The sequence below is a fragment of the Pseudomonas sp. 05T35 genome (genome assembly GCF_056396605.1).
In genome coordinates this window covers 1-1,587 of sequence record NZ_JBFTLU010000688.1, presented here as the reverse complement: position 1 = coordinate 1,587, position 1,587 = coordinate 1, and the positions used below count along the sequence as shown (strand labels likewise).

Genomic DNA, 1,587 nt, shown 5'->3' with positions numbered 1-1,587 from the left:
GCTGGAAGGGAAACTCACCGGCTGGTTAAACTTGCACCGCCATCGCTCAGGGGGAGCAGGCATAACGACCACGGGGGGACAACACTTGGCTATCCCGCCAAACCGCTCACGACTCAAACCACGTTGGCCAACCCTGCGCAGGCTCCTTGGCAAGTCCCTGGTCGCTCCTGAAAACAATGGTGAAAGCGCTCAAATCATCCACAACTACTTTCGCCACAAGGCCCATGCTCAGGGCTACACCCTCAGCCACGGCCAGCAACGGGTGATTGAGTGCATGGCCCAGTTGGCGAACGCACTGCTGGCCAGACGCACCCCTGCGCAGACACCTCAAAGCCTCTACCTGCACGGTGCCGTCGGCCGTGGCAAGAGCTGGCTGCTCGAYGGTTTTTTCCGGGCCTTGCCGGTGGCCGAAAAACACCGCCTGCACTTCCATGATTTTTTTGTGCAACTGCATCAGGGCATGTTTCGCCATCGAGCACACACCGATGCGCTGGCAAGCACCCTGGATGAACTGCTCAAAGACTGTCGGGTGCTGTGTTTCGACGAGTTTCACGTGCATGACATCGGCGACGCGATGCTCATCGCACACTTGTTCAAAGCGCTATTCCAGCGCGGCATCCTGCTGTTGGTCACGTCCAACTACCCGCCTCAGGGCTTGTTGCCGAATCCGCTCTACCATGCACGCTTCAAACCGGTCATCGACTTGATCCATGCACATATGCAGGTCATGGAAGTCGGCGGCCCTCATGATTATCGCAGTCAGGTGCAAAACCATACGCAGCAGGTATTCACCCAGGGTGAATACCGATGGCCAACCACGACCTCGCAACGTCAGGCCTTGAAACTGCCGCAACCGGACACTTCGGCCATCGTCCTGCCGGTTGGTACGCGCCAGCTACAGGCTCTGCATTGCGAGGACCGGACCATTGCCTTCACCTTCAACGAGCTGTGCGAACAACCCACGGCCGTGATGGATTACCTGGAACTGTGCCGACGCTTCGACACCTGGATCATCGAGGCACTGCCCGATCTGGCGGACTGCTCGATTGCGACCCAACAGCGCTTCATCAACCTGATCGACGTGCTCTACGACCAGGACAAGCGCCTGATCCTGCTCGGCGAACGGCCGCTGCGTGAACACCTGGGCGGTGACGCCATCGACCTGGCGCGTACCCGCAGTCGCCTGGGGCAGTTGGTGGACGTCGGGCCAGCGCTATAAAGCGTCCAGTGCAGCGGATTTTGCCGTTATCATGGCGGCGTTTTTTGTGGGCGACTTGCCGTTCTCTTCTCATTGGTTGGATGTGTTCATGCATACCCTTGCACAACTGCGGGCCGGCGCGCTTGCCGGGCTCAAACGTCTGGATCTGTCGTGCGGCCTGACCGAGTTTCCCCGGGAAATCTTCGACCTGGCAGACACCCTGGAGGTGCTCAACCTCAGTGGCAATGCCTTGAGCAGCTTGCCGGATGACCTGCATCGCCTGACACATCTGCGCGTACTGTTTTGCTCGGACAATCAGTTCCGCGAGCTGCCGACCTGCCTCGGCCAATGCGCACAACTGACGATGATCGGCTTCAAGGCCAATCGCC

Annotated in this window: 2 protein-coding genes; both read left to right on the top strand. The window is 59.3% G+C overall.

Going from position 1 to position 1,587, the window contains the following annotated elements; all coding sequences use genetic code 11:
- Positions 1-85 precede the first annotated feature (85 nt).
- Positions 86-1,219 carry a cell division protein ZapE gene (gene zapE, locus AC1DH9_RS28885; RefSeq protein WP_427545322.1) on the top strand — a complete coding sequence of 378 codons (1,134 nt, stop codon included), beginning with the start codon at positions 86-88 and terminating at the stop codon, positions 1,217-1,219.
- An 88-nt stretch (positions 1,220-1,307) separates the two neighbouring features.
- The coding region (locus AC1DH9_RS28880; protein WP_477809306.1) for a leucine-rich repeat domain-containing protein at positions 1,308-1,587 on the top strand (280 nt) is incomplete at its 3' end.